The sequence below is a fragment of the Micromonospora lupini str. Lupac 08 genome (assembly GCF_000297395.2).
In the GTDB taxonomy this organism is placed as follows: Bacteria; Actinomycetota; Actinomycetes; order Mycobacteriales; family Micromonosporaceae; genus Micromonospora; species Micromonospora lupini.
In genome coordinates, this window is the sequence record NZ_HF570108.1 from 4,934,636 (window position 1) to 4,961,299 (window position 26,664).

Annotated in this window: 18 protein-coding genes, 1 tRNA gene and 1 pseudogene; 10 read left to right on the forward strand and 10 right to left on the reverse strand. The window is 73.0% G+C overall.

Annotated elements, in window-relative coordinates:
* Both MILUP08_RS23530 and MILUP08_RS34885 read right to left on the reverse strand, forming a co-directional pair.
* A partial coding sequence (locus MILUP08_RS23530; RefSeq protein WP_039906521.1) for a transposase occupies nt 1-400 on the reverse strand: 400 nt, incomplete at its 3' end.
* A gap of 74 nt (nt 401-474) precedes the next feature.
* Nucleotides 475-1,325: pseudogene (locus MILUP08_RS34885) on the reverse strand (IS5 family transposase).
* A gap of 185 nt (nt 1,326-1,510) precedes the next feature.
* Here MILUP08_RS34885 and MILUP08_RS23555 point away from each other — a divergent pair.
* Complete coding sequence (locus MILUP08_RS23555; RefSeq protein ID WP_144057004.1) at nt 1,511-2,629, forward strand: Fic family protein; 1,119 nt, start codon at nt 1,511-1,513, stop codon at nt 2,627-2,629.
* A 159-nt stretch (nt 2,630-2,788) separates the two neighbouring features.
* Here the strand turns inward: MILUP08_RS23555 and MILUP08_RS23560 are convergent.
* Nucleotides 2,789-2,875 (reverse strand) — tRNA-Leu (locus MILUP08_RS23560).
* 230 nt (nt 2,876-3,105) lie between these two features.
* Here MILUP08_RS23560 and MILUP08_RS37465 point away from each other — a divergent pair.
* From MILUP08_RS37465 to MILUP08_RS23600, 5 genes are all read left to right on the forward strand, one after another.
* Nucleotides 3,106-5,799 (forward strand): tetratricopeptide repeat protein, encoded by a 2,694-nt coding sequence (locus tag MILUP08_RS37465; protein WP_007462405.1) that lies wholly within the window; start codon nt 3,106-3,108, stop codon nt 5,797-5,799.
* A gap of 180 nt (nt 5,800-5,979) precedes the next feature.
* Nucleotides 5,980-8,607 carry a fibronectin type III domain-containing protein gene (locus MILUP08_RS23585; RefSeq protein WP_007462411.1) on the forward strand — a complete coding sequence of 876 codons (2,628 nt, stop codon included), beginning with the start codon at nt 5,980-5,982 and terminating at the stop codon, nt 8,605-8,607.
* Between the two features lie 27 nt (nt 8,608-8,634).
* Nucleotides 8,635-9,630: an AAA family ATPase gene (locus tag MILUP08_RS23590; protein WP_007462413.1), complete on the forward strand. Its 996-nt coding sequence runs from the start codon at nt 8,635-8,637 to the stop codon at nt 9,628-9,630.
* A 14-nt stretch (nt 9,631-9,644) separates the two neighbouring features.
* A complete protein-coding gene (locus MILUP08_RS23595; protein ID WP_007462416.1) occupies nt 9,645-10,808 on the forward strand; it encodes a DUF58 domain-containing protein in 1,164 nt (387 codons plus the stop codon).
* Nucleotides 10,784-13,219 (forward strand): transglutaminaseTgpA domain-containing protein, encoded by a 2,436-nt coding sequence (locus tag MILUP08_RS23600; RefSeq protein WP_039906526.1) that lies wholly within the window; start codon nt 10,784-10,786, stop codon nt 13,217-13,219. Before MILUP08_RS23595 ends, MILUP08_RS23600 begins: the two co-directional genes overlap by 25 nt.
* Nucleotides 13,220-13,275: 56 nt before the next feature.
* Here MILUP08_RS23600 and MILUP08_RS23605 read toward each other — a convergent pair whose 3' ends face one another.
* Entirely contained in the window at nt 13,276-13,800 is a 525-nt protein-coding gene (locus tag MILUP08_RS23605; protein ID WP_007462419.1) for a hypothetical protein, read from the reverse strand.
* Between the two features lie 65 nt (nt 13,801-13,865).
* On the reverse strand, nt 13,866-14,810 hold the full coding sequence (locus MILUP08_RS34005; protein ID WP_144057005.1) for a hypothetical protein: 945 nt from the start codon (nt 14,808-14,810) through the stop codon (nt 13,866-13,868).
* A gap of 263 nt (nt 14,811-15,073) precedes the next feature.
* On the opposite strand from MILUP08_RS34005, the gene MILUP08_RS23615 reads away from it, so the two are divergent.
* Entirely contained in the window at nt 15,074-15,877 is an 804-nt protein-coding gene (locus MILUP08_RS23615) for a class I SAM-dependent methyltransferase (RefSeq protein WP_007462421.1), read from the forward strand.
* Between the two features lie 6 nt (nt 15,878-15,883).
* Here MILUP08_RS23615 and MILUP08_RS23620 read toward each other — a convergent pair whose 3' ends face one another.
* The gene (locus MILUP08_RS23620) at nt 15,884-16,675 is read right to left on the reverse strand and encodes an SDR family oxidoreductase (RefSeq protein ID WP_007462422.1); all 792 of its coding nucleotides are present in this window, start codon (nt 16,673-16,675) and stop codon (nt 15,884-15,886) included.
* Complete coding sequence (locus MILUP08_RS23625) at nt 16,672-17,655, reverse strand: LLM class F420-dependent oxidoreductase (protein WP_007462423.1); 984 nt, start codon at nt 17,653-17,655, stop codon at nt 16,672-16,674. Before MILUP08_RS23625 ends, MILUP08_RS23620 begins: the two co-directional genes overlap by 4 nt.
* 154 nt (nt 17,656-17,809) lie before the next feature.
* Between MILUP08_RS23625 and MILUP08_RS23630 the strand changes: the two genes are divergently transcribed.
* Together MILUP08_RS23630 and MILUP08_RS23635 are read left to right on the forward strand one after the other, a co-directional pair.
* Nucleotides 17,810-19,030, forward strand: a complete 1,221-nt coding sequence (locus MILUP08_RS23630; protein ID WP_039908665.1) for a low temperature requirement protein A — start codon at nt 17,810-17,812, stop codon at nt 19,028-19,030.
* 39 nt (nt 19,031-19,069) lie between these two features.
* The gene (locus MILUP08_RS23635; RefSeq protein WP_007462425.1) at nt 19,070-19,933 is read left to right on the forward strand and encodes a DUF1028 domain-containing protein; all 864 of its coding nucleotides are present in this window, start codon (nt 19,070-19,072) and stop codon (nt 19,931-19,933) included.
* Nucleotides 19,934-20,095: 162 nt separating this feature from the next.
* Here the strand turns inward: MILUP08_RS23635 and MILUP08_RS23640 are convergent, their stop codons facing one another.
* Both MILUP08_RS23640 and MILUP08_RS23645 read right to left on the reverse strand, forming a co-directional pair.
* Nucleotides 20,096-20,959, reverse strand: a complete 864-nt coding sequence (locus MILUP08_RS23640; protein ID WP_420329276.1) for a maleylpyruvate isomerase N-terminal domain-containing protein — start codon at nt 20,957-20,959, stop codon at nt 20,096-20,098.
* A gap of 14 nt (nt 20,960-20,973) precedes the next feature.
* The gene (locus tag MILUP08_RS23645; protein ID WP_193376580.1) at nt 20,974-21,861 is read right to left on the reverse strand and encodes a phosphatase PAP2 family protein; all 888 of its coding nucleotides are present in this window, start codon (nt 21,859-21,861) and stop codon (nt 20,974-20,976) included.
* Between the two features lie 257 nt (nt 21,862-22,118).
* Between MILUP08_RS23645 and MILUP08_RS23650 the strand changes: the two genes are divergently transcribed.
* Nucleotides 22,119-22,781, forward strand: a complete 663-nt coding sequence (locus MILUP08_RS23650; RefSeq protein ID WP_051066040.1) for a DUF3159 domain-containing protein — start codon at nt 22,119-22,121, stop codon at nt 22,779-22,781.
* Nucleotides 22,782-23,065: 284 nt separating this feature from the next.
* On the opposite strand, the gene MILUP08_RS23655 is transcribed toward MILUP08_RS23650, so the two are convergent.
* Nucleotides 23,066-25,972, reverse strand: coding sequence for a glycoside hydrolase family 48 protein (locus MILUP08_RS23655; protein ID WP_007462429.1), 2,907 nt, complete (start codon nt 25,970-25,972; stop codon nt 23,066-23,068).
* Nucleotides 25,973-26,664 lie beyond the last annotated feature (692 nt).

The window sequence follows — 26,664 nt, forward strand, 5'->3', positions numbered from 1 at the left end:
GGAACGCACCGACCTGGCAGTCTCCGTCCGCCCGGCCGGTGCCGGAAGTACTGACGCTGCACTCCGGCGACCGGGTGCCCTTCTTCAGGAACCCGGTGTCGTCGACGATCAGCACTCCGGCCGGGTCGCCGAGGTGCTCGACCACGTAGTCCCGCACATCGTCGCGGACCGCGTCGACGTCCCAGTCCGCCCACCGCAACAACCTTTGCATCCCGTCCGGCGACGCATCCCCGGCCTGCTCAGCCAAGGTCCAGCCGTTCTTACGACCCAGACCAGAGACCAGCCCACACAGGTACTGACGGACCCGCAGCCGCGGCTCCGACCGCCGAAACCTGGGCCCGATCCGGGCATGCAGCCGGTCCAACTCTCCATGCCAACGATCGACATCAACATCCGTCACAGTCGGACCAACGAACACGAGTCGAACTCGATTCGCCTACTGCCGTTGCAGTACTAGGCCGTGTCTTCAAAGGTTCATAACCATTGGAGTAGCGCGGCGATGGTGACGGTGGCCCGGTATGACGTTGCTGTCTTGTCGTATCGGGTGGCCAAGCTGCGGCACTGCTTGAGCCGGTTGAAGCACCGTTCGACGACGTTGCGCCGCTTGTAGGGCTGCTTGTCGAACGCTGGTGGCCGGCCGCCGCGGCTGCCTCGCCGGCGGCGGTTGGCCTGCTGATCAGCGCGTTCGGGGATCGTGTGTGGGATGCCTCGTCGGCGTAGGCCGGCGCGGATGGCCTTGGAGCTGTAGCCCTTGTCGGCGATGACGTGCTCCGGGCGGACGCGGGGCCGGCCGGGGCCTGAACGCTCGACACGGATGCGGGTGAGGACCTGGGTGAAGCGGGTGCAGTCGTTGACGTTGCCGCCGGAGAGCACGAAGGCCAGGGGCCGACCCAGGCCGTCGCAGGCGAGGTGAATCTTGGTGGTCAGTCCACCTCGAGATCGGCCGAGGGCGTGATCTTGTGGTTCGTCCGTTTCTCGGCGCCCCCTTTAGCGCCTGCAGCGTGCTGGTGGGCTCGCACGATGGTCGAGTCGACCGACACCAGCCAGTCGATGTCACCGGCCGCGTCCGCGTCGGCCTGCACTCCGGCCAGCATCCGCTCGAACGTCCCGTCCAGGGCCCACCTGCGGAAACGGGTGTAGATCGACTGCCAGGACCCGTAACGGGCGGGCACGTCCCGCCACGCTGCCCCGGCCCGGACCTTCCACACGATCCCGTTGAGCACCCGCCGGTCATCGACCCGCGGCCGACCACCCGTCACCGCCGACGGCAGATACCTGGACAGGGCTTCCCACTCGACGTCAGACAACTCGTAGCGACGACCCACGCGCTACATCATCCGATACCAAGATCCTTTGAAGACACTGCCTAGTGCCCCGCCATGCGGCCTTGAACGGGTAATCCGGATGGCGGATCTTGGAGTTGGTGGCGTATCCGGTTCTTCGGTTGGGCGCGCTGGTTGTGCCAGCGGACATAGTCGCTGATGGCCCCGTCCTACTCAGCGTGGGTGCGATGGTCGGTGCCGTTGAGGGCGAAGTAGCGCAGGGCGGCGAACTCGGCTTCGATCCAGTTCAGCCAGGAGCTGCAAGTCGTCAGGAACACCAACTCAACGTCATTGGCCTGGCACCAGGCGTGATCGCTCACGCCATCCAGGGATCGAATTCGATTGAGGGCTACCAGGTATCCGTGGACGACGCTGCCGCGGCTGTCGCCGGTGACGAGCTGGTGGAGACGAACCCGCAGATCTGGGAGGTCATCACCGGCTACCGGGATGCCCTGACCTACGTGCAACAACTCGCCCGCTCACGCGAGTTCACCTGGCAGCACATGCTGCTCAACACACTGCACTTCATGATGCTCCGCCATGACCTCAGCAAATGGCCGGGCCGCTACCGTCCAGGAGACATCCACATCGACGAGGCGCACACCGGCCGACGCGTCTACACCGGGCCGGACGCCGACGATGTTCCGTCGCTGATCTCCGAGCTGATCGATTGGCTGGCCGACGGCGAACCGGAGACCCCGCTGCTCGTCCGGGCCTCCATGGCCCACCTGAACCTGGTCAAAATCCACCCGTGGCGGGACGGAAACGGCCGAATGTCGCGCTGCCTGCACACCCTCGTACTCGCCCGCGACGGCGTCCTCGCCCCGGAGTTCTCCTCGATCGAGGAGTGGCTCGGCGTCGGCCGAAACACCTACGCCTACTACGACGCGCCCGGCGAGGTAGGCGGCACAAACTGGCAGCCGGACAACGACACCAGCAGGTGGATCCGATTCTGCTTCAGCGCCCACCACCAACAAGCCCAACTGGTCCGGCAACGCCTCGACCAAGCAGCGCATCTCTGGGAACTGCTCGACACCTGGGTCCGACGTCACGGCCTGCCGGAGCGGGTGGTCAGCGCCCTACACCTCGCCGCGACCGGCGGCCGAGTGCGCCGCACCCTTTATCAACGCGACGAGAACCTCACCGACGACCAAGCAACCCGCGACCTACGCGCCCTCGTCCCGGGAGACATGCTCGAACAACACGGCGAGACCCGCGGCAGGTTCTACCTCACCTCGCCGACACTGCGCGACCTCGCCGCCCCCGCGCTACACCCAAAGGAAATCATCGACCCATACCGACAGTGACGCGCAGGCCCCGGCACTGCCACTCTCCGACGGTCAACGCGCTGCGGACAGACCAAATTGGGCCCATCCACCAGGCAAACCAGACTCATGACATTTGAGCCTAGATAGGCACAATAGGACACTCAATCTGTCCTATTTATCGTGATTTTCCACGAAATTTGGTGTCCGAGGGGGGACTTGAACCCCCACGCCCTATACGGGCACTAGCACCTCAAGCTAGCGCGTCTGCCATTCCGCCACCCGGACCTGCTCGTTCAGCCTACCTTGCCGCCCAGATGATCTTTCCATCCGAGGTCGGCACGGCGAGCCGCACGGGGAGTTACTGTACACGGCAGTCGTGGATCATGCACATCGCCTACCGTGCCCCGCCGGCTCGCCCTCCCGCCGCTGCTCACACCCGTCACCGAAGGTCACCGAAGCGGGATCGGGTGTAGGCCCGGGTAGCGTCGGCGGCCCGGTGACGGCAGCATTGCCCTGTGTCCCATCCCTCTCCTCTGGCCGCCGTCCAGCAACAGGCCCTCGCACTACGCACCGCGGGCGACCTCAACACTGCCCGGCAGCTGCTCGCGGACGCCGTCGGGTCCGCCCGTCCGCCGTACGGCGAGGACCATCCCGAGATGCTGCACACCGCGCACCTGCTGGCCCGCCTGCACCGCGAGGCGGACGACCCGCTTGCCGCCCGCCGGGTGCTGGAGGAGGCCTTCGCGGCGGGCGAGCGGCGCTGGGACCACTCCGAGTCGACGATGCTCGCGCTCGCCTTCGAACTGGCCGAGGTCGCCGAGGAGTTGGGCAACAGGCACGAGGCCCGCCGCAACTACACGCGCGTGGCCAGCGCCGGGCCCGCCGTGCTCGGTGAGCACCACCCGGTGGTACGCAGGGCCCGTGACTACCTCGGCGAGGCCAGCCCCGGCCCGAACCGGCCGGACGTCGGGTCGTCGACGTCCACCTCCGGAACGTTGACGGAGAGCTCGGGGGCGTTGACCGGCCCGACGCTGTCCCTGGCGACCATTGCCGCGATGCGGCCGGTGGCGGGCGACCCTCCGGCGCCCGCGTCGCCCTGGGCCCCGTCGCCTCCCTCGACTCCCGCCCAGCCGGTGCCGCCCACGCCCGCCGTGTCGCCGGCACCGGCCACCCCCGTCCGTCCGGCACCGTCCGCGCCCGCCACGTCACCGGCGTCGGCCACCCTCGATCGTCCGGTGCCGCCGCGCCAGCGGGCCGAGCAGCAGCCGGCGGCGTCGCCTCGGCCACCGGTCGCGCCAGCGCCCCGAGCGGCCGGCCGGCCGACGTCGCCCGTCCGGGAGCAGCCACCACCCGCACCGCCGCGTCAGCGCACGGGTGATCAACCGATCCAGCCGGTCCCCGAGACGCCGCCTTCGGCGCCGACGGCCGCGTACCCGGCCCACCCGCCGGCCGCCGCACGGCCCTCCGCCGCGCCGGCGGCACCCCCACCGCCGGTTCCGGCTCCGCGGTGGGCCGACCCGACCATTCAGGTACGGCAGATCGAGCCCCTGCTGGCCGAGGAGGCCGCCCGGATCGCCGCGACCGGGTCGAGCGGGCCCACCGGCACGACGGACGGGCCGGGGCACTCCGGGGCACTCCCGACGACTCCGGGCGCAGCCCCCTCCCGCGCGGCGAGCGGGCCGCCCCTGCACCACGCGGTCGGCGCGACGCCCGCCGCGCCGCAGCCGGTCTCCGCACCGCCCGTGCAAGCCGGCCCAGTCACCGCACCGGCCGGGGGTCCTTCCCGTCCGGTGTCGGCCCCGCCCGAGCACGGCCAACCCGTCTCCCGACCGCCGGACCGGTCCCACGCTGCCTCCGGGCCCCCGGCGGCCTACACCCAGCCGGTGTCCGGACCACCCGGCTACGGCCCGCCCGTCTCCGCGCCACCCGTCCACACGTTTCCCGTGTCGGGACCACCAGCACCGACGTTCCCGGTGTCGGGGCCACCTACCCACCACTACCCCGTGTCCGGGCCACCCGGTTACGGCCCGCCCGTCTCCGGACCGCCCGGACACCCCCACCCCGTCTCCGGACCACCAGCGGACGGCCAGCCGGTCTCCGGACCACCCGGACACTCCTACCCTGTCTCCGGACCACCAGCGCCGACGTTCCCGGTGTCCGGGCCACCCGCCCACCACTACCCCGTGTCCGGACCACCCGCCCACCACTACCCCGTGTCCGGACCACCCGGCTACAGCCAGCCCGTCTCCGCGCCGCCGGTGAGCGCGCCGCCCTGGGGACTGACCGCCCCGCCCTGGAGCAGCAGCGCGCCCCCGCATCCGCTGCCCACGGCCGGCGGCGACACCACCGATCCGACCAGGGCGGACATCGGGGAGACCACACCGGACGGGGAGACCACACCGGACGGCTCGGCCACGCCGATCAGCGCGGCCATCGTGGTCGACCCCTCCACCGCGGGTGGCGAGAGCATGCCGATCGTCAGCTCGACGATGTCCACCGGGCAGGGCGAGCCGTCGGGGTTCGCGTCCGCGTCGACGGAGGTGTTCCCGGCCGTCGGGCCGGCGCCGGCCCCACCGCAGGACACGACGGCGGGGCCCGCCGCGCCCGTGACCTACCTGCCGCCGGCCACCCCCACGCACCCGCCCGCCGCGCAGTACGCGGCCAGTCAGCAGTACCCGGGACAGCCCTATCAGCAGAGCCACGAGGTGTACCCGGGGCAGCGCTACCAGCAGGACACCTACTCCGCCGCGTACGCCGATGAGGGTGGTTCGGCAGGCCGCAGCCGGGCGACCCTGATCGGTACGGCGGTGGCGGCCGGGGTTGCCCTGGTCGCGGTCGCCGGCCTGGGCGCGGTGGTGCTGAACCGCGACGACGCGCCGCCGCCACCCGGCGCCACCGTGGCGGCGACACCGTCGGCGAGCGGCCCCCCTCCCGGGGACCTGAAGCTCCGCGACGACCTCGTGACGATCACTCTGACCTGGACGGACCCGTCCGGGGGCGCGGTGCCGTTCATGGTCGCGGGCGGACGGGCCGGTCTCGCGCTCGGGGTGATGGCCACTGTCGAACCGGGGCGCACCAGCCACACGGTCAACGGGCTCAGCTCCCGGGTGGACTACTGCTTCACCGTGCTGGCGGTCTACTCCACGGACAGCTTCGCGACCTCCGGCCAGGTCTGCACGAACCGGGAACGGTCCACGCCGCCGAGCTGACACAGTCGGGTTCGCGATCGTCGAGGTGAGCTGGGCGTCCACTGCGCACGCTCGGTATCCACAGGGGTGACCGTGCGGGTTCCCCCGTTCCCGGCCGGGCCATATGATGGCACCCGGCTCAGGGGAGGGGTCGCCGCGAGGCGTACGCCACCTGCCACGACTCAGGGAAGGCAGCCGGCTGTGGCCAGCATCGACGACGCCGAGCGGACCGACGCCCCCCGTTCCCGGTCCCGACTGCGCGGCGGGCTGGTGACGGTCGGCACGGTCACCGCGCTGCTGGCCGCCATGGGGCTGACCGTCCTGGGGCTGGGGGCGGCGGACAACGCGGTCGCCAACTACGACGCGAGTTCCTGGCTGTGGAGCGCGGTGCGCAGCGAGCTGGCCCGGGTCAACGGGGTCACCGCCCGGGTGGACACCCGCACCGAGGTTCCCGGCGCCCGCCGCCACCCGATGCAGGTCGCCCAGACCGATCGGCTGCTGATCCTGCGCGATCTGCAGACCGGGCAGATCAGCTCACTGGACCTGGCCACCCTGCAGCTCACCGCGACCACGCCGACCACCCCCGGTCTGGGTGTGAGCGTCGCCCTGCACGAGGACGCGGCGTTCGTCGTCGACGCCGTGCAGGGCATCGTGCGGCAGCTCGACCCGCGGTCGTTGAGCCCGGTCGGCGAGCCGGTGCGCTATCCCCCGGGCATCACCGGCGGCACCTTCGACGGTGAGGGCCGCCTCTGGATCGCGGTGCCCAGCGAGGGCACCGTCTCGGCGGTCACCGCCGCGAAGCTGCCGTCCGCACCGGCCTCAGCCGCCGCGCCGGCCGGGGGCGGGCTCAGCCCGGAGCGGGTCGAGACGTACGACGTGGCCGACGCCAGCCACGAGCTGGTGATCTCCACGCTGGACGACGGGGTGGCGGTGCTCGACCGCACGGCCGCCCGGCTGGTGCGGGTGCAGCGCGGTGAGGTCCGTCCGACGCCGTTGACGCTTCCCGGCCGTGCGGCGATGCCGACCCGCACCTCCGGACCGCGGGTGCCGGTGACGGTGCCGGCCGAGCGGCGGGTGTTGGTGGTGGGTGACACCGGCGAGGAGCGGGCGTTCACGGTGCCGGGCAGCGGCGACCGGCTGAGCCCGGCGGTGGCCTGGGCCGACCGGTTCTACTGCGCCGACGAGGCGACCGGCACCATCTACTCCTTCGACGCGGGCGGCCAGTTGGTCGACACCATCAAGGGCCGGGCGAACGGGCCACTGGAGATGGAGGTTCGGGAGAACCACCTCTTCATCAACTCGCCCGACTCGGCGACGGCCCGGGTGGTGGACGACAAGCACCAGGTGCGCGAGGTCGACAAGTACGCCAACGACGTGCTGGGCGGTGACCCGCCGCCTGCTCCCCCGCCGCCGCCCCCGCCGAAGAAGCCCCGGGTGGGCAAGCCGAGCGCGCCGCGCAGCGTCACCGCCGCCGCCGGTAACGCCCAGGCCCGGGTGAGCTGGCGGCCGGCCGCCGCGAACGGCGCCGAGATCACCAAGTACGTCGTGCAGGGAGCCGACCAGCGCCTGGAGGTGGGCGCCAACCAGCGTTCGGTGGAGGTCAAGGGGCTTACCAACGGCGAGACGTACCGTTTCGCGGTGCACGCCGTCAACGCCAAGGGTGACGGCCCGGCACGGAGCAGCAACCCGGTGACCCCGACCGCCGCGGTGCCCGACCCGCCGGCCAGCGTCACGGCGCAGGAACGGCCGGACGGCACGGTGGTGGTGAAGTGGCCGGCCGCGAACGGGCAGGGCAACAAGATCGCCAAGTACGCGGTGACGGCCACGTCGGCGGGGACGAACGCGCCGGCCGGCGAGTCGACGAAGACGGAGCTGGTGGTGCCGGCCGGCGAGTTGGAGTTCGGCACCCAGTACGCGTTCACAGTGGTGGCGGTCAACGACAAGGGGGCCGGTTCGGCGGCGTCGCCGGTCAGCAACACGGTGGTGCCGTTCGCGGCGCCCGGTCGGCCGCTCGACCTGCAGGCCGGTACGGTCGCCGACCAGCCGGGCGCGGTCACGGTGCAGTGGTCGCCGGCCGAGGCGAACGGTCGGCCGGTGACGAAGTACCAGGTGGACGTCGGTGGCAGGACCAGCGAGGTGACCGAGACCCGCACCACCGTCACCGGGCTGGGCAACGGCCAGAACGTCACGGTGAAGGTGAAGGCGGTGAACGAGGCCGGGCCGGGCCCGGAGGCCACCGCCACGGCCCGTACGGTCGCGGCGCCGCAGGTCACGGTGACCGGCTCGTCGGCGACCGCCACGTCGGCGACTGTCACGTTCACCGTGGACGCGGGCGGCGGGAGGGCCACCTGCTCGCTGAGCACGTCGGGTGAGCCGGCGAAGGCCGGGGCGTGCTCCAGCATCACGATGACGGGGCTGACGCCGGGCACGTCGTACTCGTTCACGGTGACGGCGAGCAACGCGGCCGGCAAGGGCACCGCGACGAAGGCTCAGCCGACCGACGCCCTGTACGGCGTCGCGACCTGCCGCAACGGCGCCTCGGGGCCCGAGTCGACCTACTGCGACCGGGACGTGAGCGGCCGCAACGGCAACGAGATCTTCTCGGTCACCCGGCAGGACAACGACAAGCAGGTGGGCTGGGCGAAGCCGGGCACGCGGCTGAAGGCGTACTGCAAGAAGTCCGGCGAAGAGGTCTACGCCTACATCTACAACAACGACAAGCGCAGCACCTGGTGGGTGCAGGTCGAGTACAGCGGGAAGAACTACATCCCCTGGGCCTGGCTCAACCTGGAGGGCGGCGACAACATCAACGTCCTGCCGACCTGCTGAACCACCAGCCGAGGAGCACCGCCGACCGTGAACATCCACGAGCCGCTCACCCAGCCGGAGGTGCAGGGCTTCGCCGCCCTGGCCGCCCGGCTGGCCGAGAACGTCAACGCGGTGGTGCTCGGCAAGCCGCAGGTGGTCCGGCTGGCGCTGACCGCGCTCTTCGCCCAGGGTCACGTGCTGCTGGAGGACGTGCCGGGGGTCGGTAAGACGACCCTGGCGCGGGCCATCGCCGCGACGGTGAAGGGTCAGTGGCGGCGCATCCAGTTCACGCCCGACCTGCTGCCCTCGGACGTGTCCGGTGTGACCATCTTCAACCAGGCGAGCAGGGACTTCGAGTTCCATCCGGGGCCGGTGTTCGCCAACATCGTGATCGCCGACGAGATCAACCGGGCGTCGCCGAAGACCCAGTCGGCGCTGCTGGAGGTGATGGAGGAGCACACGGTCACCGTGGACGGGGTGCGGCACCCGGTGCCGGCGCCGTTCCTGGTGGTCGCCACGCAGAACCCGGTGGAGATGGACGGCACCTACCGACTGCCCGAGGCGCAGCTCGACCGGTTCCTGGTGAAGCTGTCCGTCGGCTACCCGGACGAGGCGGTCGAGGTGGAGGTGCTGCGCGGCGCGACGGTCCGCTCACCCGAGGCGCTCGCCCCGGTCACCGACACCGCGACCGTCGGGGAGATGGTCCGGATGGCCCGCCGGGTGCACATCGCCGAGCCGCTCTACGCGTACGCGGTCCGGCTGGCCGCCGCCACCCGCACCCATCCGCAGGTACGCGTCGGGGTCAGTCCCCGGGGCGTGATCGCGTTGACCCGGGCGGCGTGCTCGTACGCGCTTATCGACGGTCGGGGCTGGATCATGCCGGAGGATCTGAAGGCGCTCGCCGAACCGGTGTTCGCGCACCGGCTGCTGCTCACCCCGGACGCGCAGGTGCGCGGGGTGACCCCGGCGGAGGTGCTGCGCCAGGCGATCGCCTCGGTGCCGGTGCCGTTGCCGTCGGGGCAGCCGGCCCCGGTGCAGGGCTGACCGGCAGCAGCGCCATGGGGATCACCGCCCGCGGGGTCGGGCTGCTCGTCGCCGCTGTCGTCCTGCTCGGCCTGGGGTTCCGCTTCGCGTACCCCGAGTTGACGTTGCTCGGCGCGGCGGCCGGCGCGGCGGTCGGCTACGCGGCGCTGACCGCGGCCTGGCGGCCCCGCCTGCTGGTCAGCCGCCGGGCGGACCCGGACCGGGTGGCGCGCGGGGAGCCGGCGAGCATGACGCTCACCGTCCGCAACGCCGGCCGGCTGCGGTCGGCGAACCTGCTGGCAGAGGACCGGTGCGGCAGCCGCGCGGTGCCGGTGCCGCTGCTGCGCCTGCGGCCCGGTCGGGACAGCGAGGTCCGCTACGACGTGCCGACCGTCCGTCGGGGGGTCGTGCCGGTGGGTCCGCTGCGGGTGACCCGGCGCGACCCGTTGGGTCTGGTGGCGGTGGCCCGCCCGTACGGGGAGACGGCGCCGGTCTGGGTGCACCCTCGGATCCATCCGCTGACGGCGGTGCCCACCGGCGCGGGGCGCAGCCTCGACGGCCGGGTGGACGGGGTGCCGCACGGGTCGATCACGTTCAATTCGCTGCGGGAGTACGTGGTGGGTGACGACCTGCGTCGGGTGCACTGGCGCACGAGCGCCCGGGTCGGTGAGCTGATGGTGCGCGAGAACGTGGACACCAGCCTGCCCCGCCTGGTCGTCCTCCTGGACAACCGCGCCGCCGCACACCCGCAGCGGGTGGACGGGGTGGCCGAGTCGTTCGAGTCCGCGTGCGAGGCGGCGGCGTCTGTCGTCACCGCCGCGCACCGCGCGGACCTGCCGGTGCTGATGCTGCTGGTCGGCCCGGAGCTGGTCGAGGGCGGGTCGGCGGGGGACGCCGGGATGCCGCCGCTGGACCGGCTCGCCGCCGCCGAACTGTCCGGCGAGGACGACGCGCTGCAAGGGGTCACCACCCGGCTGCGTCAGGACCGGCTCGGCGACACGCTGATCTTCCTGACCGGCCCCGGCGGGCGGGACGGGTTGGGGCACGTCGGCGCGCTGCGCGGCGCGTACCCTTCGGTGCTGGTCGGGGTGTTCGGGGCGGCCGAGCCGACGCCGGCGGGCACGGCCGGCCTGGTGGTGGTGGACGCGGTGGACGGCGCGCAGTTCGCCGCCGAGTGGGACGGGGTACGCCGGTGGTGACGGGCGTCGAGCCGCAGCGTGCGCCGGACGTGGCGGCGACGGACCCGCGGCGGACGACGTCGCGGGCCGGCGGCGCGACCGGGCGGGTGGTACGCGCGCTGCGGGCGGCCGTGGTGCCGCTGGCGCTGATCGCGCTCACCGCGCTCGCCGGGGTGGTGCTCGGCCGGGTGTACGCGGGCGACCTGCTGACCCGGCTGGTCATCGGCGCGGCGGTGGGCTCGGTGCTGGTGAGCGTGGCCGCCCGACGGCTGCCGTCCTGGCTTGTCGCACCGGTGTCGATGGCGGCGTTGGCCGGGTGGACGCTGTGGTCGTTGCGGCTGGCCGCCGACCGCGCCGACCTGCCGGGCAGCCTGTTGGAGGTGAGCGCGGACGCGGCGCGCAACGGCATTCCGCGGCTGCTCACCGCGATGATCCCGGTGGAGCCCACACCGGACACGGTGCTGGTCCCGGTGGTGGCGGCGTGGCTGGCCGGTCTGGCCGGGGCGGAGGTGGCGCTGCGCACCGGCCGGGTGCTGCTCGGCTACCTGCCGGCGGCGGGGCTCTACGCCGCGGCCCTCTACGTGGTCGGCCCGAACGCCGCACCGGCGATCGGGACGACTGTGGCCTTCGTCGCGGTCGCGGCGGTCGGGCTGGCCGCGCCGTCGGGTGCGTCGCCGGCCGGCGGTGACCCGACGGCCGGTCTCGCCCCGGGGATGCGCGCGGCGGTGCGACTTCGGCTGGCGACGTCGGCGACGCTCGGCGTGGCCCTGGTGATCGGTCTGGTCGCGCTGCTCGGTCCGGTGGTCGCCGGTCAGGTCGACGGGCGGCCGGTGGACCCGCGCCGGTACGTGGAGCCACCGCAGGTGCAGACGCTCGACGAGAACCCGTTGATCCGGATCTCCGGGTGGGCACTGCACCCGGAGCAGAAGCTCCTCGACGTGCGCACGGTGGGCGTCGCCCCACCGGCCGGCGGCGCGGACGACCCGACGGCGACCGGCGCTGCGGACGATCCGACGTCGGCCCCACCCGTACGGATCCGGTTGGCGGTGCTCAGCGACTACGACGGGATCACCTGGCGGGTCGGTGCGACCTACCGCAACGCGGGGCGGATCCTGCCGGCCACCGCCGCGGCCCGGGACAGCACCGTAGAGACCGTTCGGCAGGAGATCACCGTGGCGGAGCTGAGCGGTCGCCTGCTCCCGGCCGTGGCGACGCCGCGTGAGGTCAGCGGCGCGCGGGTGGCGTACGACCCGGCGACGGGGACGCTGATCCGGCCGGAGGGGCTGACGCCGGGGTTGCGGTACACGGTGACGTCGGCCCGGGAGCGCCCGGACAACAACCTGCTGGCCACCGCGAACGTGCCGGCCGGCGAGGAGGTGGCCCGGGTGCTGCGGGTCGCCGACGGGGTACCCGACCCGCTGCGCCGGCTGGCGGCACAGCTCGCCGAGGAGAACGGCGCCCCGTACGCGCGGGCGGAGGCGATCGAGCAGTTCCTGGCCGAGCACTACCGGGTGGTGGCCGACGCCCCGAGCGGGCACGCGTACCCGAATCTGGCCTTCTTCCTCTTCGGCCCCCGCAACGGGGGCGGGCAGCGGGGCACGTCGGAGCAGTTCGCGGCGGCGTTCGCGGTGCTGGGTCGGCTCTCCGGGCTGCCGACGCGGGTGGTGGTCGGCTTCTCCTCGGGTGGGCAGGGGCCGGTGCGGGCCGGCGACGCGTACGCCTGGCCGGAGGTGCTCTTCGACGGGTTGGGATGGGTGGCGTTCGACCCGCTGCCCCGCCCGGAGAACGAGCCGAGGCCGGTGGAGGAGGACTTTCGTCCGGCCCCTGAGGACCCGCCGCCGTCGGAGGTTCCGGCGCCCACCGCGGAGCCGACGGCGTCGCCGGAGCCGGTGGCCGCCCCGGACGGGCCGCCCGCACGAGGTGGTGTGTCCACGCCGGTGCTGGTCGCGGGCGGCAGCGGTGGGCTGCTGCTGGTGGTGGGGGCGCTGCTGCTGACCCTGTTGGCGATGCGCCGCTCCCTCTCCCGCAACCGGCTGGTGCGGGGTGACCCCGGCCAGCGCATCGCCGGCGCCTGGCGGGAGGTCACCGACGCGCTGCGACTGGCCGGCCGCCCGGTCGGCGACGACCTGGCGGCGACCGAGGTGGCCGGACAGGCCCGGCAGGCTCTGGCCGAGGCCCGCTCGGGCAGGAGCGGCGACGGCACGATCGGCGAGGGCACAGTCGGCGACGGGCCGGCCGTCGACGAGTTGGCGGCCCTGCTCAATCAGGTGGGCTTCGCCCCGGGTGCCGCAACGCCGGATCAGGCGGCCCGGGCCGCAGAGGTGGCCACCGCCTACGTGGCCACCCTGCGCTCCGCGCGCCCCCGGTGGCGCCGCCTGCTCTGGTCGCTGCACCCCGCTCCCCTGCGCCGAGCCCGCCGCGCCCCGCAGTGATCAGGACGCCTGCCGTCACCATCGGTGCGGCAGGGGTCCTCTCGCGTCGAGGGACGTCATCGGGCCGGTGATCGAGCCAGGGCGGCCCGACGACCGTAGTCGACGGCCACGGCAATGACGAGCGGCCCCCAGGCAAGCATCGGGGCGTAGTACCGGAGCACCTCCCAGCCGGGAGGCGGATGCACCGGTTCGTCTTCTCCGACTCCGACCCACGTGCGCTGCACGAAATGGAACCTGTGGTTCAGGAGGAAGTACGCGTAGATGGCGACGAGTAACGATCCGCCGATCAGCGCGACGAGCACCACTGCGCGCGCCGGGATCCGACGACCGCCGAGCACCGGCAACCAGCCCGGCACCCGTTGTCCCCAGCGCTGCACCAGCCCGAGTGTCAGCAGCGCCAGGCCCATCGACAGGACGGACAGGAAGATCATGTACCAGGTCGTGACGGCGCTGTCGGTGAACACGAGCGACAGTCGCCACAGCGCGGACGGCAGGACGCAGAGGGGGACGGCGTAGGCGGCCCAGACGGCCCAGGGTTTCGGGGCGGCCGCCCAGGTACGGTCGACGTCAGCGAGGGTCACGGTTGCTCCTGTCGGTGCGGGCCGGAGCCGCGAAGGCACCGGCGATTGTGGACGGATCGGAAGCCTCACGACGACGCGCTGGTGGCGGCTGTCTGCTCCTGGCGCGCGCGTGTGGCGCGGGCGTAGCCGGTGGTCGTGACGCCCAGCGCGACTCCCCAGCCGAGGAAGACCAGCAGCGTGGCGGCCACCGCCCACTCCTGCACCACGTCGGACCAGGGCAGTTCACCCGTCACCAGTCGACCGACCACGATCCCGCCGCTCAACACGCCGTAGGTGACGAGCGTGAGCGCCACCGCCCCGGCCGGGATCAGCGCCAGCAGCCGGGGAACCGGTCGACCGCGCAGCCCCGGCACCCAGCGCGGGAACTGCTGCCCCCACCGCTGCACCAGCCCGAGAACGAGCAGGCCGGCGAGCGGCGGGATCAGCGTGATCGCCACGCCCGTCCCCGTCGAGAGGCCCCGCTGGATCTCGGTCAACTGCCGCTCGGGAATGCCGAACGGAACGCCGAGCACCCAGAGCCCGTGCGGTACGGCCCAGCCCACCACCGGTAGCGCGACGGCCACGTACGCCCAACGGCTGGCCCACCGTGGCACCGGACGATAGCCGGCGGCCACCGGCGCACGCCGCGGACCGGAGGCGTTCGCCAGCCCGGCGAACAGGACGCCGCCGGCCGTCAGCGCGAGCCGGGCGCCCAGGTCACGCCAGTCCGAGGGACGCCCGGACACCGCGGCTGGCAGCTCGAAGATCAGGTGCAGCGGGAAGGCGAGGACCGTCAGCAGGGCCGCCGCGGCCCAGCTAGCGGCGGACGCGAGGCGGCCGGAGGACCGGACCGTGTGGAGAGCCACCGCCGCGAGGACGATGCCGCCTCCCACCGCGCCCCATCCCGCCCAGAAGGGCAGCGACTCGACGCGGTCCGCGCCGCACCCACCCCCGGGGTCGACCAGATCGGTGCGGTCGCAGGCGGTGTACGCCCACCGGCCCCCCGCGATCCAGTACAGACGGAGAGCCACCTCACCGACGACGAAGACGACGCACGCCACCGCCCACCGTCTGGTCGGGCCGGACGTTTCGGATGGGTGTGGACGGGCGGCGACAGTCATGCACCGATGATCTGCGCCGATGGACGGACCGGTCCTCCCCGGCGCAGGGGAAGCCGCTCCCGTCGCCGGGGGATGCCCCGTTACCCACCGTCACCCGGCCGGCTCGTGCCGACGGGTCCGTCGACTGGTGAAATGCGTTGGCGCGCGGGCGGCACGGCGATGACCATCAGCGTGTGGATCAGCATTCGAGCGACATCGTCGACTACTACACGCGGCGCTACCGCGAGGACCAGCGTCTCACCGGCCGACCCCAGGCCCGTCTGGAGTGGATCCGGACGTTGGAACTCCTGCGGGACCTCCTGCCGGAACCCGGCGCCCGCGTCCTGGATGTCGGCGGTGGCACCGGCGCGTACGCTCGCGCGCTCGTCTCCGCCGGTCACGAGGTGCGCCTCGTGGACCTGGTGCCGGGTCACGTCGCGCACGCCCGTGCCGGCCAGCCGTCCATCGAAGCGCAGGTCGCCGACGCGCGTGCCCTCCCGTACGCCGACGGCGCGTTCGACGCCGCGCTGCTGCTGGGCCCGCTCTACCACCTGGTGCGACGCGCGGATCGGCTACGGGCCCTGCGGGAGGCCGTCCGCGTCACCCGCCCCGGTGGCCGGGTCGTGGCGGCGGTCATCTCACGGTTCGCGGGTGCGCTGGACTTCGCGGCCACCGGCCGACTGGACGAGCGGACCCTCGCGGAGGCACGGGCGTTGCTCAGCGACGGCACCAACGACCCGCGGATCGGTTTCACCCACGCCTACTTCCACCGGGTCGAGGAAATCATTGACGAGTGCCAGGCCGCGGGGTTGACCGAGGTGGTCGTGCACGGGGTCGAAGGGCCGGCGTGGACGGCAGCGGAGGCAGCGATCGGCGGCCCGGCGGAGGAGACGGTCTTCGGTGGCGCGCTGGACCTCGCCCGGGTGTACTCCAGCGAGTCCGCGCTCGTCGCGTCGAGCGCGCACCTCCTCGCCATCGGGCGCGTGCCCGCGCGGTAGCGGCGGTCAGGCGGTCAGGCGGCGGACCAGCTTGCGGAGGCCGGCCTGCCAGCCGTCCGGGTCCTCGGCGCGGCGGCGCGCGTAGTCGGCGACCTCCGGGTGCGGCAGGATCAGGAACCGCTCCTCGGCCAGCCCGGCGATTGTCGCCTCGGCGACCTGGTCCGGGGTGAGCACCGCCCCGGAGGCGGCGATCACCCGGGCGCCCAGGTGGCCCTCCGCGATGCCGTCGGCGAGCATCGGGGTGTCCACTCCCTGCGGGCAGAGGGCGCTGACCCGGATGCCCCGGTCGCGGTAGGTGATGGCGAGCCACTCGGCGAAGCCCACCGAGGCGTGCTTCGTCGCGGTGTAGGCGGCGTCGCCCACCGCGGTCAGCACCCCCGCCGCCGAGCAGGTGTGCAGCAGGTGGCCGCCGCCGCGCGCGAGCATGCCGGGCAGCACCGCCCGGGCCGAGTAGACGTGGGCGAGCACGTTGACCCGCCACGCGCGGTCCCACGCCGCGTCGTCGACCTCCACTCCCCCGCCGGTGGTCACCCCCGCGTTGGCGCAGAACAGGTCGATGCGGCCGAAGCGTCGTTCGGTGTCGTCGACGAGCGCGCGTACCTGGGCCTCGTCGGTGACGTCGAGGGCGGCGGCGTGCGCCACCGGGCCGATGCCCTCGGCCACCGCGTGGGCCGCCTCGGCGTCCAGGTCGGCGACGACCACCGCCGCGGCGCCCTCGGCGGCGAAGCGCCGCGACAGTGCCGCCCCGATGCCACCGGCGCCGCCGGTGACGACCGCGATCCGATCGGTCAGGTTCACGCGGACGCTCCCACGGGCTCGGTGCCCAACTGTGCGATGAGGGTCATCAGCGCGGCGGCGCTGCCGGCGCTCACCTCCGGGGTGGGCAGCAACGCGAGGACCGGCACCTGGACGCCGGCGTCGGCGTAGCGGCGGACCTGGGCTCGGCACCGCTCCGGTGAGCCGTGCAGCACCAGGGCGTCGACCACCTCGTCGGGGACGGCCGCGCCGGCGCCGCGCCGGTCACCGGCGGCCCACGCCTCCCACATCGGCGCGAGGACCTCGTCGCGACCGAGCCAGCGGTGGAACTCGGCGTACGCCGGCACGGTGAGGTAGCTGGTGATCAGCCGGCGGCCGAGTTTGCGGGCGTACGCGGCGTCCTCGGTGGGGCAGACGAAGATCCGCGCGGCGACCTCGAAGCCGGCCCGGCGCTCGCCCAGCTCGGCGAGGGTCCGCGGCACGTCGTCGGCACTCAGCCAGTTGAGGATGACCCCGTCGGCCTCCGCGCCGGCGAGCCGGAGCATGCCCGGGCGCAGCGCGGCGAGCAGGATCGGCGGCGGCACCGCAGGTGGCCGTTCGAGGGTGAACCGGCGCACGGTGAAGGTGTCGTAGACCTCGTCCACCGTCTCGCCCCGCAGCGCCGCGCGCAGGAACCGCAGGACGTCGCGGGTGCGTCGGAACGGCTCGTCGAACCGCACCGCGTTCCAGTCCCGCACGAGCACCGGCGAGGACGCGCCGATGCCGAGCGCGAACCGGCCCGGGGCCGCCTCGGCGAGCGCCGCCGCGCTCATGGCGAGCAGCCCGGGGCCACGGGTGAAGACCGGGGTGATCGCGGTGCCCAGCCGCAGCCGTGGCTGCCACGCCGCCGCCAGCGCCAGCGGGGTGAAGGCGTCCGTCCCGGCGACCTCGGACGACCAGACGTCGGTGAACCCGGCGCGATCGAGGGTCGCGTAGACCGCCTCGTGATCGGCCAGCGGGATCCCGCCCAACGGCACCGTCATGCCCCATCGATTCGTCACCGGTCGATCGTGCCCGTTGACGGGGCAGGTGAGCAAGATCCCCGAAGTGGGCAGAATCGCCGGTTTCCGGCCGTGCGCGCCGGCCGGGGTGCTACGACTTCGGGGTGAACCGGAGCACCGGCGCAGGCCGCTGACCATGGGTTTCAGGGAATCTGGGCGCCTGGAGCCCGTCGCCTCGGCGGCCGCGCCCGGCCGGGCCACGTTCCTGGAACTCTTCTTCGACCTGGTCTACGTCTTCGCGCTCACCCGGATCTCCACGCGGGCGTTCGAGGACCTGACCGAGAGCCCGGCCCGGGATCAGGGCTGGGCGGCGGTCACCGGCAGCGGAAAGACCCTGCTGTTGCTGCTGGCGCTCTGGGCGGTGTGGCAAGGCACCGCGTGGACGACCAGCCGGTACGACCCGTTCCGGTTGAGCCTGCAGGCCGTGGTGTTGATCGCGCTGGTGTGCAGCATGGTGATGGGGGTGGCGATCCCCCGGGCGTTCAGCCAGACCGGGTTGATGTTCGCGGTGGCGTACGTGGTCGCGCAGGTGTCCCGGCCGCTGATCCTGGCGGTCGCGCTGGGCCCGCACCCGTACCGCCGGTTGAAGGTGCGCATGGCGGTGGTGTACGCCGCCACCGGGGTGCTGTGGATCGTCGGCGCGCTGCTGCCCACGAACGCGCAGGTGATCCTCTGGGCGGCGGCCCTGCTCGTCGAGTACCTGGACGCCCGGTGGGGCTGGCCGGTGCCGGGGCTGGGCCGGTCGACGGTCTCGAAGTGGGAGATCGCCGGAGAGCACCTGGCCGAGCGGTACCAGCAGTTCTTCCTCGTCGCGCTGGGTGAGACGATCCTGGTGGCCGGCTTCGCGTACACCAGGGGGACGGACGAGCCGGGGCAGGTGTGGGCGATCACGCTGGCGGTGGCCACGTCGATCATGTTGTGGCGGATCTACGTCCAGCGCGCCGGTCAGATCCTGGGCGAGGCCGTCATGGAGGCCCGGCACCCGGCCAACATCGGCCGCTCGGCGGCCGACACGCACCTGGTCATGGTGGTCGGCCTGGCCGCCACGGCGGTCGGCTACGAGCTGATCATCGAGCATCCGCTGGGTCACCCCCCGGGCTCGTGGCTGGTCATGGTGCTCGGTGGACCCGCGTTGTTCCTGGCCGGTCGGGCCCGTTTCGAGTACGAGGTGTTCGGGCGGGTCTCGCCGTCGCGGTGGATCGCCGTCCTGGTGCTGGCGGCCGCCGCCGTACCGCTGCTGTTCCTGCCGGGGTTGTTCGCGTCGGCCGCCGGCGTGCTCGTGCTGGGCGGCGTCGCGGTCGCCGACGCCCGCCGGGCGCAGGGCGCGCCGCCGGAGGCCGCCGCGACGCCGTTCTGACCCGTCGGCGTACGCCCCGACGCCGGTTAGTCTCGGCGGGTGACCTTCTCCCTCGTCGCCCGCTCCGCCGACGGCCGCCGCCACGGCGTCGTCGTGGCCAGCAAGTTCCTCGCCGCCGGGGCGTTGGTGCCGGCGGCGCAGGCCGAGGTCGGCGCCCTGGCCACCCAGGCGCACGTCAACCTCGCCTACCGCCCGCAGGGGCTGACGCTGCTGCGCACCGGGGTGGCCGCCGCCGACGTGGTGGCCGGCCTCGTCGCCGCCGACGGCGAGCGGGAGCACCGGCAGCTCGGCGTGGTGGGTACCACCGGCCCGGGCGCGAGCTGGACCGGCCCGGCCTGCCACCCGTGGGCGGGCGGGCGGACCGGCGACGGCTGGGCCGCGCAGGGCAACGTGCTCACCGGCCCGGAGGTCGTCGACGCGCTTGGCGAGACGTGGCTGGCCTGCGCGGCGCTGCCGTTCGCCGAGCGGCTGGTCGCCGCGCTGCGCGCCGGGGACGAGGCCGGCGGGGACCGGCGCGGCCGGCAGAGCGCCGGTCTGCTGGTGGTCGAGCGCGGCGGAGGGTACGGCGGCACCAGCGACGTGCTTGTCGACCTGCGGGTGGACGACCATCCCGACCCGGTCACCGAACTGGGTCGACTGCTGGCCGTGCACACCATGCTGTTCAGCCGACCCGACCCGGCGACCCTGCTCGACCTGAGCGGCGCGGTCGCCGACGAGGTGGCGACGTTGCTCACCGCGCTGGGCCACCAGGTGGGCCGCGCCGGGACGGAGGCCGCGCTGGTCTCCTGGGCGGGGCTGGAGAACCTGGAGGAGCGGCTGGTGCCGGGGCGGATCGACCCGGTGGTGCTCACGCACCTGCGGGGCGTCGCCCCGCACGTGCCCGCGCCGCGCCCGGCGAGCTGACCAACCAGGCTGGTTGGCCGGCCCGGGGCGCGCCGGTCAAGATCCGCGCAGTTTCGGGGAAACTGCCGCATCCTCGGCCGGCGAGGCGGCAGCTTCCCCGAAGTTGCGTGAATCTTGGGCCGCCTCGCGCGCGCGGTGGTGACGACCGGCTCGGGCGGGTGGTCAGCGACCGAAGACCAGCCAGCGGAAGCCTGCGGCATCGATCGTGGCCTGTTCCGGGACCGTCAGCGTCTCCCGACCGGTGGTCTTGCGGATCACTGTCAACCGATCCCACCGCAACCCGGCCGGGGCCGGTCGCCCACCGGTGAGCAGGTCGGCGATCACCGCCTCCGCCTGCGGGGTGAGCCACGGCGGTCGGCCCAGCGCGGCGGCCAGGTCCAGGCCGTGCACTCCCACCTCGACCACCCGTGTCCGCAGGAACTCGGTGAGGCTCATCGCGTCACCGTGCCGGGTGCGGATCACCCGATCGGGTGGGGCGTCAGCGACCGCCGCGTCGGCGGCCTGCCAGGCCTGTTCGAACTCGACCGCCACTGCCGCCCGTCCCGCAACCCGCCCGTCGCCACCGATCCGCGCGGCATCGGACCGCGCGGCCTCAGCCCGGGCGGCGTCGATCCCGGCGGCCTCGGACCACGCGGCCTCGGACCGGGCGGCCTCGGACCGGGCAGCCTCGGACCGGGCAGCCTCGGACCGGGCGGCGGCAGACCGGGCGGCCTCGGACCACGCGGCCTCGGACCGTGCGGCTTCGGACCGTGCGGCGTCGGACCGGGCGGCGTCGATCCGGGCGGCGTCGACCTGCGGGGTGAACTTGGCCGCGCCGAAGTAGCCGGCGGCGTCCACCTCGGCGCGCGGCGGGGCGGAGGCGGCGAGCATGTCGGCAAGCCGCCCGGCGCCGGTACGGACGTGGGCGATCAGCTCCCGCACGGTCCACGGCGGGCAGGGGGTCGGCCGGTCGAGATCGGCGTCGTCCACCTCGGACAGGATGTCGGTGAGCCGTACGCACTCGGCACGGAACGCCGCGCGAACCAGGTCCACCTGTCGACTCAGCCCTTGACCCGGGGCACCAGCCGGTGCACGACGGTCAGCACCTGGGCCATCACCAGCGCCATGGTGCCGGCGATGCCGGCGGCGCTGCCGGCGTACCCGACGAAGAGCGGGCGGCGGCTCAACTCCTCCGGGCCGGTCCCGCGCAGGTCCACCAGCCAGGTGAGCGCCAGTCCGGAGGCGATCAGGGCGAGGACGCCGGCCACGCCGAGCACGATCGCGGCGATGCGGTGCGCGTCGCCGGGCGCGATCTGGGCCTGCTCGCGCTGCGTGATCAGCAGGACCAGGCCGGCCAGTGCCGCCCAGACGCCCACCACCAGGTAGGCGGCGACCGCGTCGCTGGGTCGGTGCCAGCCGGCGGAGAGGGTCGCCACCCCGGCGATGGCGGCGTAACTCGCGCCGACGAAGGCGCCGACGGCCCGCACCTTGGGCGGCAGGACGAGCATCAACGCGACCGCCACCGACGCGGCGACGGCGGTGTGCCCGCTGGGGAGGCTGTTGCCCACCGCGGCGCGGTCGGGGTCGAGACCGAGGTCGGGCCGGCTCAGGCCGTACTTGAGCAGTTGGGTGGAGACGTTCGCCCCGGCGATGAGCAGGGTCGCGGTGACGGCCAGGGCGATCCGCCCCCGGATGAGCGCGATGAAGCCGATCATCGCCGTGGCGGCGAGCAGGGAGACGATCGACATCGCGTTGAGGATCCGGTCCACCGGCCCGTCGATGCGATCGTGGCCGATCTGGTTGCCCGTCAGGGCGACCGTGTCGACCCACTGGCCGATCTCGGTGTGCACGGCCACCCGCCAGACGGCGAGGAAGGCGGCCGCCTGGACGAGGGCCAGTACGACCAACCAGACCGCGGTCCAACCCCGTGCCGTCGCGCGCATCCGCACACCGTAGCGGCCGGTGCCGGCCGGTCGGCCGGTGGCCCACCGGCTCCCGGCGGTTAGGTTGAGGCGGAGGCGAGGAGGTGGCGGTGGGCGGCACACCGGAGCGGGAGTCCGGCCAGGTCGAACGCGGCCCGGACGGGCCGACGACGCCCGGCCCGGACGGGTCGACGACGCCCGGCCCGAACGGGTCGACGACGCCCGGCCCGAACGGGTCGACGACGGCCGGCCCGGACGCCGGCGGGGCGGCCCGGGCCGAGTCCCTGGCGGACCTGCTGGGCGGGCGGAGTGGCGCGGTGGACGCCACCCTGCCGCCGGTGGCTTTCGCGCTGGGCTGGCTGCTCGGCGACGAGTCGCTGTGGGCCGGGGTGGGCGCGGCGCTCGCCGTGGGCGTCGTGGTGGCCGGCGTACGACTGCGGCGGGGTGACCGGCCGCGCTCGGTGCTGATCGGGCTGCTCGCCGTCTGCGTCGCGGCGCTGATCGCGGTCCGGACCGGCCGGGCCGAGAACTTCTTTCTGATCCAGTTGCTGTCGAACGCCGCCAGCGCGCTGGCCTGGGCCGTCAGCATCGTGGTGCGCTGGCCGCTGCTCGGCGTGCTGGTCGGTGCGGCGCTGGGCCAGCGCGCCCGGTGGCGACGGGACCCGGCGCTACTGCGGGCGTACGGCCGGGGCAGTTGGGTGTGGACGGCCACCTACCTGCTGCGGCTGGCGGTGTTCGTCCCGCTCTACCTGAGTGGGCAGGTGCTCGCGCTCGTGGTCGCCCGGGTCGCGTTGACCTGGCCGCTGGTCGCGGCGGCGCTGGCCGTGAGCTGGGTGGTGGTGCGCCGGTCGTTGCCGGCCGGGCACCCGGGGCTGCGTCACCCGGTCGTCGGCGGCCCGGACACCCGGCCCGACGAACCTGCCGGGAAGGGGCCCCGAGGGGCATAAAAGTGGAGAGGCCGCCACGGGGGGAGCGGCCTCTCCGGTGACGTACGTTACTCCGTCATGCTCATTGGTGTGATCCCGTGCCAGCCCGAATTTCTGGGCTTTTTCGCGGCAGTCTTCAGTCCGGGCGGTGGGGTGGGCCGGTCGACCCGCTGCGTTGGCCAGATGACCGGCCCACCCCGGCCTGACCGTGGGTGTCAGGCCGTCCGCCGGCCGGGTCCCGTCGTTCCCCCGGACCCGGCCGAACCCCGGGGTGGGTGGGGCACTCCACCCACCCCGGGTCGCTCTCAGCCGTTCGGGAACAGGCTCCCGTAGTCGGCGTAGGCCATGGCCACGTCGGCCTGGGCCCAGAAGCGGTGGTAGTTGAACGTGGGCTCCGGGCCACCGTTCAGGTACGCCTGCACCTTGGGCCAGTCCGGGTCGTTCTTGTAGAACGACCGGATGTCGAGGAAGCTCTTGCCGGCGGCGATGGCGTCGCCGTTCGGCATCTTCCCGGTCCAGCCCGGCGGGACGTAGAGGCCCTGCCCGGTGGACGCGTCGTAGGTGTCGTCGAAGCGCTTGTAGTCGCCACGCGTCTCGGTGGTGGAGACGCCCTTCGCGTCACTGGCGGCGTCGAGCGCGTCGAGGAGCCCCTTGGCGGTGGTCTTCGCCGCCGCGTTGCCCGACTTGGCCGCGTACGCGATCAGGATCCGGGCGTAGGAGGCGGCGACGCCGACGTCCTGGCCCTTGCTGATCACCTCGACGTGCAGGTTGGTGTTGGGCTGCGGGCTGGACGGGTTCCAGGTGGTCGGCTGGCCGGTCCACTTCATGTCCGACGGGATCGACCAGTTGGTGCCGACGGTCGTGTTGGCGATCGCCCACGGCACCCACTTGTCCAGCAGCGCCTTGGCCTTCGCGTTGCCGGTCTGCAGGTACAGCTCGGCGATGCGCTGCATCGACCACGCCTGCATGCCGAACCACTGGTTCGACGGCGGGTCGTTGTAGACCGGGTCGACGTCGTAGAACATGCCGTAGAAGGTGCTGGTGCCCGACGGCGGCTGGGCGTAGCTGCCGTCCCAGCTGTTGGTCGCGCCGCCGGCGATGCCGCCCTCGGAGGACTGCAGCCAGGTGTAGAACTCCAGCTGCCGGTCGAAGCTCTTCGTCCAGTCGGCGACCGCGGTCGACGACTGCGGCTTGAGCTCCGGGGTGTTGGTGAGCGCCCAGGCCGCGAACGGGTTCTGGTAGCCGAAGTGGTTGTGGCTGGAGCCGATCCGCCAGGACCAGTTCTGGCTGGCGTCGTACGCGCCGCCCCAGGCGTAGTACCAGGACAGCAGGTAGTGCGCCGAGTCCTTGCCGCTGCCGGCGGGGCAGGTGCTGGCCCCGACGCAGTTGCCGATCTTCTTGAAGTACTTGTCGAACATCGCGTACCGCAGGTAGTCGCCCATCTTGGCGGCCTTGGCCACGGTGGCGGCGACGTCGGCCTGCTTGCCCTGCGCCTTGGCCCAGGTCAGCGCCCAGTACGCGGCCTGCACGGCGCGGGCGTCGGCGTCCGGGGCGTTCGTGTACTTCCACTGCTTGGCGGGGGCGCCGGTGTCCTTGACGAACAGGTCGAGGTAGCCGTACTGACCGCCGTGCTTGAAGGTGTCGCAGGACGGCTGCGGGATGGTCTCCCACACCGACTCCTGGGTGCCCCGCTGGAAGGTGTTGATGTACGCCGGCTTGGTGGTGCCGTCACCGCAGTGGCCGAAGCCGTAGGTGTTGTCGACGTCCATCAGCCAGTGCATGCCGTAGATGTCGCCGGTGCCGTAGGTGGACTGGAGCTCCGAGCGGAGCGGGTCCTGTCCGACGGAGATGTTCGGGTTCAGCGCCGACGGGTACTGGCTGGGCAGGTTGTACTCCGCCGCGTACTGCGGCGTGCCGGCGGAGCCCGCGGTGGGCTGGTCGGCGTGCGACGGGATGATGTACTTCTCCATCACCGTCCAGGCGTTGTTGAACGGCGCCCAGTTCTGGGTGACGCGGCCGTACTGGGCCTCCAGCCAGATCCAGAAGCTGAACGCCTCCGAGGTGGTCTCGTGGCCGTGGTCGGGCGCCTCGACGATGAGCGTCTCGACCGAGTGGTACGGCACTCCCTCGGGGCTGAAGTAGCCCGAGTTCTTGATCTTGCCGTACTGGGCGAGGAACTTCTTGATGTAGGCGTTGTCGCCGCCGGGGGTGTCGTTGTCGATCTCGGTGGCGCTGACCGCCAGGGACGCGAGACCGGTGGCGGACGCGGTGATGGTGGCGGCGCCGCCGACGGTGTCGGTGTCCTCCGCCGCGGCGACCGTGACGGTGACCCCGGTGTTCCAGTTGGTGGGCGTCAGCGTGGCGCTGGTCGGCGAGACCGTGACGTCGGTGTCCCCGCTGGGGGTGAGGGTGACCGGCACGCTGGCGCTCGGCGCGGCGCTGAGCTTCAGGTTGAAGGTGGTCGTGCCACCCTCGTTGACGCTCACCGCGGACGGCGTGGCGACAAGCGTCGGGCCGCTGGCGGCGCCGACGGTGAACGCCTTCTCGGCGACACCGATGCCGTTGGCGTTGTCGTACGCCTTGGCCTGCACGGTGTAGTTGCCGGCCGGCAGGTCCTCCTGCGTGTACGCGTACGGCGCGCTGGTGTCGGTGTTGATCAGCAGGCCGTTGCGGTAGAACTCGACCTTGCTGATCGTCCCGTCCGGGTCGCTGGCCGTGGCGGTCAGCGGCACGTCGGCGGGCGCGGTGAACGGCCCGGTCGGCAGGCTGAGGGAGACCGTCGGCGGCTGGTTGGCCGGCGTGCCGTTGCAGGAGGTGCCGTTCAGGGTGAACGAGGTGGGCTTCGGGTTGCTGCCCGAGTAGGAGCCGTTGAAGCCGATGGTGGTGGAGGCCCCGGTGCCGAGGTTGCCGTTGTACGACTCGTTGGTCGCGGTGACCTCACTGCCGGTCTGGCTGAACCTGGCCGACCAGCCCTGGGTGACCCGCTGGCTGCTGTTCGGGAAGGTCCACTTGAGCGTCCAGTTGTTGACCGCGTCGCCCAGGTTCTTGATGGTGACGTTGGCGGTGAAGCCGTTGTTCCAGTCATTGGTCGCGTAGACCACGTCGCAGGCGGGTGCGGCCTGCGCGGCGCCGGCGGGCAGGGTCACCCCGCCGATGACGAGCGCGGCGGCGGCGATGATCGCCACTCGGCGGCGTCGTGCCAGTTGTCTCATGTGCGCGGTGTCTCCTCGGACCAGGCCGGGGTGGTCCCCGGCGTGGCGCCTGCCCGCGGGGTGTGGTGGTACGCGGGGGATTCGGGCGCCGGGAAGGTGGTCGCCCCGGGCCCGGCCGGGGTGCGGCGGTGCGGCCCGGCGGGAGGGGGTCCCGCCGGCTGCGGTCGGGTGCCGTGACCGGAAGTCGTGCTGCCGGCTGCCCTCGGCGGACCCGCGCCCACGCGATCTGGCTCCTGTCGCGTTGAATCGACAGTGTGCCATGGAAGCGCTCCCACAACAAGCGCACAGGGGACAGGATCACCCAGTTGTTTCGATCTCGTTTTGGGTCTTTCACAAAGGCGTGACGGGGGTTACAGTCGCAACATCGGTCGATGGGAGCGCTTCCATCGACAAAGGTTCCAACTGGAAGATCACCGGGACCGTCCTCGTGGCGGGCCCGGGGAACCAACCCGAAGGCCGACGGCGGGCCAGCCCGGACGCCGCCGTCAGCCATCATCCCGCCACAGGGAGGGAGGTGGAACCAGAGCCACTCGCGTGGCCCGGCTCCCGCGCGACACGCACGGCAGGACCCAATTCCGCCCGTGTGTGTGCAGTTACGGTGGGGACGGGGGTTGCCCTCCCCCGTCCCCACACTAAACCCCCGTACACAATGGGAAAAGAGGCCGACGGGACAGGCGCGAAGCGCCGCCCGG

Excerpts from the sequence above, each read along its gene's own strand:
- MILUP08_RS23555 (WP_144057004.1), top strand. The coding sequence starts at position 1,511 with ATGGTCGGTGCCGTTGAGGGCGAAGTAGCGCAGGGCGGCGAACTCGGC.
- MILUP08_RS23595 (WP_007462416.1), top strand. The coding sequence starts at position 9,645 with ATGGGGATCACCGCCCGCGGGGTCGGGCTGCTCGTCGCCGCTGTCGTC.
- MILUP08_RS23625 (WP_007462423.1), bottom strand. The coding sequence starts at position 17,655 with ATGACGGTGCCGTTGGGCGGGATCCCGCTGGCCGATCACGAGGCGGTC.
- MILUP08_RS23630 (WP_039908665.1), top strand. The coding sequence starts at position 17,810 with ATGGGTTTCAGGGAATCTGGGCGCCTGGAGCCCGTCGCCTCGGCGGCC.
- MILUP08_RS23655 (WP_007462429.1), bottom strand. The coding sequence starts at position 25,972 with ATGAGACAACTGGCACGACGCCGCCGAGTGGCGATCATCGCCGCCGCC.